Here is a 6813-nt window from a genome sequence, read left to right as displayed (position 1 = left end):
CCAACCAAAAGCACCATGCACAGAATGCACAGAAGAACAACACGCACAAAACAGAAGAAGTGAATTCTTAATTATCAAAAAGTAAATTAAGAACACTAACCTATTTAATAAAACAAAAATCGCCTCAATACTGAGGCGATTTTTTTATGATTAGTATTTAGATGAAAATATTTCCTTAACAGCAAGTTCGTAATTTCTTTTACTTTGGGCTTTTTTAATTTTCTTAAATGTTTTTTGGGCATCAGGGAATGATTGTGAAAAGTATTCCCAAAAGCCTAACATTTTCATTCGTATTGGCGTTGGACCTTGCAAAAACGCATCGTATTCCTGATAAATTTCATCGTGAAACGCATTAAAAATCTTAAACCTATCTTCAGGATATTCGGTAGTATTATTTTTAATCATATTTGGTAAAAACGGATCGGCAATTAATCCTCTTCCAATCATAAAATGGTCTATATTTGGAAAGCGAGCTTGCATGTCTCTAAATTTTTCTACCGAAGTAATATCTCCGTTATAATACAATTTGTGTTTAGAAACATCCAAACAACGTTGAAACGAGTCTAAATCTACTGGCCCTTTGTAAAGTTGTTTTCCTATTCTGGCATGTATGGCAATATTTTTTATAGGGTATTTTTCTAAAATTGGGAACACCTCTAAAATTTCAGCTGCGTTTTCATAACCCATGCGCATTTTCATCGAAACCACAATATTCGTTTCGCTATGCACTTTATCTAAAATAGAATGAATGCGTTCGGTATTACTAATTAAACCAGAACCCATTCCGCATTTTGCCACCATTGGATACGGACAGCCTAAATTCCAATTTAGCTCTTTATATCCGAGTGATTGTACGTATTTGGCTACAAATAAAAACTCATCCGCATCGTTCGTAATAATTTGCGGAATGACTTCTAAAGTCGTATTGTTTTCTGGAAGAATATCACGTTCGTATGACGCTTTAATTTCTAATTTTCCGTTTAATCTGATGTAAGGCGAATAGAACGTATCAATACCACCAAAGTGTTTATGAAACGCATTTCGAAATCTGAAATCCGTAAAACCTTGTAAAGGAGATGATAATAAAGTAACACTCATAATTTGATATTGGATTTTTAGATAATAGATTTTTAGATTAATTAGAATGCTAAAAAGTTTTTTTGAATAATTTAATTAAGTGTTTTAATCTAAAATGTCTAAAAATCTAACATGTCTAATAATCTAAACATTATCTGAAGCAAACCATTCTGCAAAAGACGATTCTGTTTCTTGTAAACGTAGCGAATGTAACTGAATGTCTTTAGGCAAACGCGCCCTAATTTTATTTGCAAAATCCACTACCATGTTTTCACTTGTAGGTTGATAATCCACCAAGATTACATGATGTCCGCGATTTTGTAATTCTTTAGCTAATTCTACATGTGGGGTATTCTGGTTAAAAACCGTAGCGTGATCAAAGACATCCACAATGTCTTCTCGGACAATTTTTTTTAAATCTGAAAAATCAATTACCATTCCAAATTTTACATTATTTGAATCTGTAATCGGCTCACCAATAACCGTAACCGATAGTTTATAACTATGTCCGTGTACGTTTTTACATTTTCCATCATAGCCATAAAGGGCATGACCCGTTTCGAAATTAAATTGTTTGGTAATTCTAATTTTACTCATGATGTGATAATTGAACAGCAAAATTACGAAATTATTCACATATCTTTGCTTCAAATGTGCAACTAATGGAATTAAATCCACTATACGAAACCATAATTACCGATTTATTGGAGAACCAATATGCCGTTTGCGATGCTTTTTTTTCAGATGAAGCGGTGCAAATTATGCGTTCCGAATTAGAACAAAAATTGGAAACAACTGAGTTTAAAAAATCGGCAATTGGAAATAAATCGGATGAAGTGGTGAAAGAAGAAATTCGTGGCGATTATATTTTTTGGCTGAATGAAGAAGATAAAAACAAAGCTTCAGAAACGTTTTTCAATACCATCAACGATTTTGTAACGTATATCAATGCAACTTGTTATTTAGGTATTACCACTAAAGAATTTCATTATGCCATGTATCCTGAAGGCACTTTTTACAAACGTCATTTAGATGTGTTTAAAAACGATACGCGACGAAAATTATCTATAGTTTGTTATTTAAACGATGAAAATTGGCAACCCGAGTTTGGTGGCGAATTGGTCATTTACAAACCAGAAGAAGACATAAAAATTTACCCACTAAAAGGCAGGGTAGTCATTTTTGAAAGTCAAATTTTAGAACACGAAGTAAAACCCGTTCATAGAAAAAGATTTAGTATTACGGGTTGGTTGAAAACGAGTTAGGTTTTTATTGCTTTGTCATGCTGAACTTGTTTCAGCATCTTTTTTATTAGAAGCAGATATTTTGTTTTTCAGTTCACTTTTTGTCCCGCTATCCGCTATATCTTTTTAAAATTGTTACCTTCGAGAGCCTCAGGCAACAATTTTAAAAAGGATGCCGCTATTATCGGGGCTAAAACACAAAAATTAGTTTCTAAAAGACTATTTCTTAAACCCTTCCAAAGCCTTCTTCGTGAAAGCACTCAGTACCAATTTTCCAGAAATTTCGGCGCGTTCGTATAATAACGTGCTCCAATGTGATGTGTTTTGCCACAATACTTGTTTCATTTCAGCTAACGCTTCTGGGTTGTAGCTGGCTAATTGTGAAGCGAATTTTTCTAATTCTGAATCCAAATCTTCAGGTTGCACTAATTTGGCAAACAATCCTTTTTCAAAAGCCCAATTTGCGGATTTCCATTCGTTTCCGGCTAAAGTTAATTCGCTCATGGCGGTGTGTCCAATTTTTCGGCTCACGGCAGGTTCTATTACAAAAGGGCCAATTCCTATAGTTAATTCTGAAAGTTTGATATCGGCTTTTGTTGTGGCAATAGCATAATCGCAGGCAGCAATAATTCCTACGCCACCACCAACGGCTTTTCCTTGCACTTTTCCAACAATTAATTTCGAACAGTTTCGCATGGCGTTTATTACATTGGCAAAACCAGAGAAAAATTGCTTTCCGTCTGATAAATTGTCAATTTGCAATAATTCATCAAAAGAAGCGCCGGCACAAAAGGTAGTTCCTTCACTTTGTAAAACAATAATAGTAGCGTTTTCATTCGCATCCAAATCCTGAATAGTTTTCACTAATTCTTGTAATTGCGAACTTGGAAACGAATTTCCTGCCGGATGAAAAAAAGTGATGTATCCAACACTATTTTTTACTTCTTGTTTTACAAAAGCTATCATATTATCTTTTTAAACTAAAGTGTGATTTAAATTCTTTCTGAACGCCATCTTCTGTATATTCAATTTTAAACCAATAATCCGTTGAAGGCACTTCTTCGCTATTTATTTTTCCATCCCAACCACTTGCATACGGATTTATTTCTTTTATCAATTTTCCGTATCGGTCAAAAATATAAATTTTGGCTTTAAATTCAGGTGTTAAGCCAGATATATTCCAAGTATCGTTATACGTATCGCCATTTGGAGTAAAATAATTTGGATACGAAATGGTAGTTACTGTATTGGATTGTTTAATAGGTAAACACCCATTTACATCTTTAGCATAAACCGTATAAATACCATTTGGCAAGTTTGTAAAAACTGGGCTTGTTTGCCAATCTACTTGATTTAAACTAAATTCATACGAGCCAAATCCGCCAATTACTTCTGCCTGAATGGTGGCTAATCCGCTAGAGAAAATTTCTGAAACCAATTCTAATTTTACAGAATTGGGTGCAGAAGAAATAAACAATTCCGTTTGATCTTCTTTTGAACATTGTGTCGCTGTATTGGTAACAACTACTTTATAAATTCCTGATGTACCCGCATTAAAAATAGCATTTTCTTGTCCTCCCGTTGTGTTTGGATTAGTTGGTGTCCAAGTATAGGTATAATTGCCGGGTACGGTTGGTGTGGCATTAATAGCAAAACTTCCAGCTCCAGAACCTGGTTGTACGCATAAAATTTTATAATCGATAATATCAAAATTGGGTAACGGATTGACTTTTAAATCTAAATATTGACCCAAACCAACACAATCATTATTTGTATTGCTGTCAATTCTTACCCAAATATTTTGAAGGTTTGGAACTGTGTTTCTAAATCCATCTGGGTCAGTGGTATCTATTGGGCTTGCTTCTGCTAAAGCTTGTGCTTCGGAAGTATAATACGTTACCGTTAAGTTGGCACTATCTAAAAATGGATCTAAAATTGTAGTTGTAGCATATGCAAAACTATTTGTTGGACCTGTAAAATCGAAATAATCAATACCATCAGTATCAGTATCGTTTAAATCTATATAATCATCACATTCTTCCAAAATTATCTTTTGAAAAGTAGCTGGTATTTGTGTTGCAGAAACTTGTAAGTCAACTTGTGCTGTTCTAAAACAACCATCAGCATTTTCAATTCTTGCCCAAACCAATCCATTATTTGCAGAATTATAATTCGATGTATTTGTAAGTGGTGCGACGTCATTTTGAGCATCCAATTGCGAAGCATGATAAGTAAAAGTCAAATTATTTTGATTAGATAAAAGTACATTAGCTTCAGTTAAATTAAAATCTGTAATCAAATCTGTATCAGTATCACATTGTTTTAATGGTTCAATAACTGGCTTAAGAACAGGCAATGGCGCTACTACTAAATTAAAACTAGTGGTATTAAAACAATTTGTTAGCGTGTTGAATAGTCTAACATAAATGGTAGTATTTGGTCCAGTGTAGGATGTAATTGCGTTTGCACCAGAAACCGATTCATTTGGTAATAAGTGATACGTAACAGTAACGTTTGGTTGATTATTTAAGATTTCAGCCGTTTTTTGAGTTAAATTAAATGTAGTTTGACCGTTTGTGTCATTACCGTCTAATGCATCATCACAAAGTTTTAAATCGGTAATACTCACTAAAGTTGGCACATCATAATTAGTTACCACTATACTTGAAGATAATGCCGGACAAGCTCCGCTCGCAGGAATCGTATAAGTATACGTTCCGCTTAAATCATTATTTGGAGCTGGATTAAAAGTACTATTTGGCCTATTAACACCATTAAAAGACCAAGTTCCGCCAGTTGTCACTCCTGGACCTAATAAAGGGAATAAATCAAAAGGAGTTGCGCTTTTACAGGTATCTTTTGTATTATTTGTACCTGCGTTATTAGCTTGTTCTATGGTAACATTGACTTTTACACTAATAAAAGTTAGCGCTGTATTACAAGTCTTCGTGAATGAATAAATATATTCACCTGCTATATTCATAGTTGGATTGAAAATATTTCCAGTTAATGGCGCACCTCCAGTAGGAACTGTCCAAGTACCTCCAATTCCTGGATTACCATTAATTGCATCAAATAAATTAGTAGTAATGGACGAACAAACAGTAACTGGAGTATCTTGAGGTGCGCTACCAAAACCAGAATAGTAACCTGCATATCCTGCCGCTCCACTTGCACCAAATACACCTACTGCTAGGGGCCCTGTAGATACTACATTTACATCACCAGAATAACCAGAAATTCTATAAGTAACCCAATCAGCATTTCCAAGAACCGCTTGTGATTGTGACGTATTAATTGGATTTCCGTTTATTGTAATTGTGGCATTTGAATAGGTTAAAATCATTAAGTCTGCACTGTATGGAGAGGTTCCAACAAGGGGTCCAATTTCACTTATTGCAGGCAAATAAACCGATTCTTGAAAAAAGCAACTAAGTGGCGGTATAAAATTCAACCCAGAAGTAGGATACGAGTTATCTCCACCAATTAATTGATAGGCAAAAACCGGCTTTGATGATTTTACGTATATGTTTTTATTAGTACCACTTCCTTGATAATTAGAGTTAGGAACTAAATAATAATCGCCTGCATTTAAGGTTGTAGCTGCAACTGTATTTCCGTTAACGAAAATATCAGTATTATCAGCATCAGCAATAATTAAAGGTGATTCCATTAAAGGTAAGCCGTTACCTTCGATAAAAATATATTCTGTTCCAATTTGAGAAGAAGATACTATTTGATCTAAAGTAAAATCTGATCCGTTACCCGATACTCCACCAGTTGCGTTACCTGTGCTGACTGCTACAGGTTTTGTTGCAGTTAATGAAGCGCCTATAAAACCAGTCCAGTTAGCTGATACATTCGTATAACCTGAAAAAACGATTGATTCTCCTGCATTTAAAGTGAAAGTTTGAGTATCTGAAGTGATATTTCCGGCACCAGAAACAAAAACAACATTTGAATTATAATCGGATAAATTAATTACCGTATTGTTTTCTGTTGCCATAACGCTTGAAACAAAATTTCTGATTGTTACTTCTCCCCCTTGTGGAGTACTACCTAATCTAAAAGATGTTCCGATGCCTGGTCTACCTTTGGAAATTAATGTTTCTGCATGATTTGCTGCACGCATTCTGAAACTCACATAAAAGTCTTTAGTCCCTTGTAATATTAGTCCTTTGTCATTTTTAATAACATTAACATCACTAACATCTAAAAACATGTCAGTAGGTTGTCCAGACCCCACAGAAACCACTACTGGAGTTGTTTGTGAAATTGTAAATGGTGAACCAGCAATTGGCGTTCCATTTCCAGTTGTTACCGTTACTTGAAAAGGTACTGTTTCCGGAGTTGAAATATATAAATATTGATTTTCAATGTTATTAGCATCTCTTGAGTGCAATGGTGGTAACCAGTGCTTATTACTCAACTGAGCGTTACTAGTAAAAATTCCAACAACAGTTAGTAAAATATATAAATTTTTCATTTGTTA

The 6813-nt window shown here is 34.3% G+C and carries 5 protein-coding genes; 1 reads left to right on the top strand and 4 read right to left on the bottom strand.

The genetic code is table 11. The features are described 5' to 3' along the window. Window positions 1-150: 150 nt before the first annotated feature. Window positions 151-1098 carry a tRNA dihydrouridine synthase gene (locus ACIQ16_RS01960; RefSeq protein ID WP_396148313.1) on the bottom strand — a complete coding sequence of 316 codons (948 nt, stop codon included), beginning with the start codon at window positions 1096-1098 and terminating at the stop codon, window positions 151-153. A gap of 123 nt (window positions 1099-1221) precedes the next feature. Continuing rightward, complete coding sequence (locus ACIQ16_RS01955) at window positions 1222-1674, bottom strand: 6-pyruvoyl trahydropterin synthase family protein (RefSeq protein ID WP_396148312.1); 453 nt, start codon at window positions 1672-1674, stop codon at window positions 1222-1224. Window positions 1675-1739: 65 nt separating this feature from the next. Between ACIQ16_RS01955 and ACIQ16_RS01950 the strand changes: the two genes are divergently transcribed. After that, a complete protein-coding gene (locus tag ACIQ16_RS01950) occupies window positions 1740-2342 on the top strand; it encodes a 2OG-Fe(II) oxygenase (RefSeq protein WP_396148311.1) in 603 nt (200 codons plus the stop codon). Between the two features lie 198 nt (window positions 2343-2540). Here ACIQ16_RS01950 and ACIQ16_RS01945 read toward each other — a convergent pair whose 3' ends face one another. Both ACIQ16_RS01945 and ACIQ16_RS01940 read right to left on the bottom strand, forming a co-directional pair. Beyond that, on the bottom strand, window positions 2541-3287 hold the full coding sequence (locus ACIQ16_RS01945; protein WP_396148310.1) for an enoyl-CoA hydratase/isomerase family protein: 747 nt from the start codon (window positions 3285-3287) through the stop codon (window positions 2541-2543). A gap of 1 nt (window position 3288) precedes the next feature. Further along, window positions 3289-6807: a T9SS type B sorting domain-containing protein gene (locus ACIQ16_RS01940; protein WP_396148309.1), complete on the bottom strand. Its 3519-nt coding sequence runs from the start codon at window positions 6805-6807 to the stop codon at window positions 3289-3291. Between the last annotated feature and the right edge of the window lie 6 nt (window positions 6808-6813).

The organism is Flavobacterium sp., assembly GCF_044360715.1.
Lineage (GTDB): Bacteria > Bacteroidota > Bacteroidia > Flavobacteriales > Flavobacteriaceae > Flavobacterium.
This window is presented reverse-complemented; position numbering and strand designations above follow the sequence as displayed.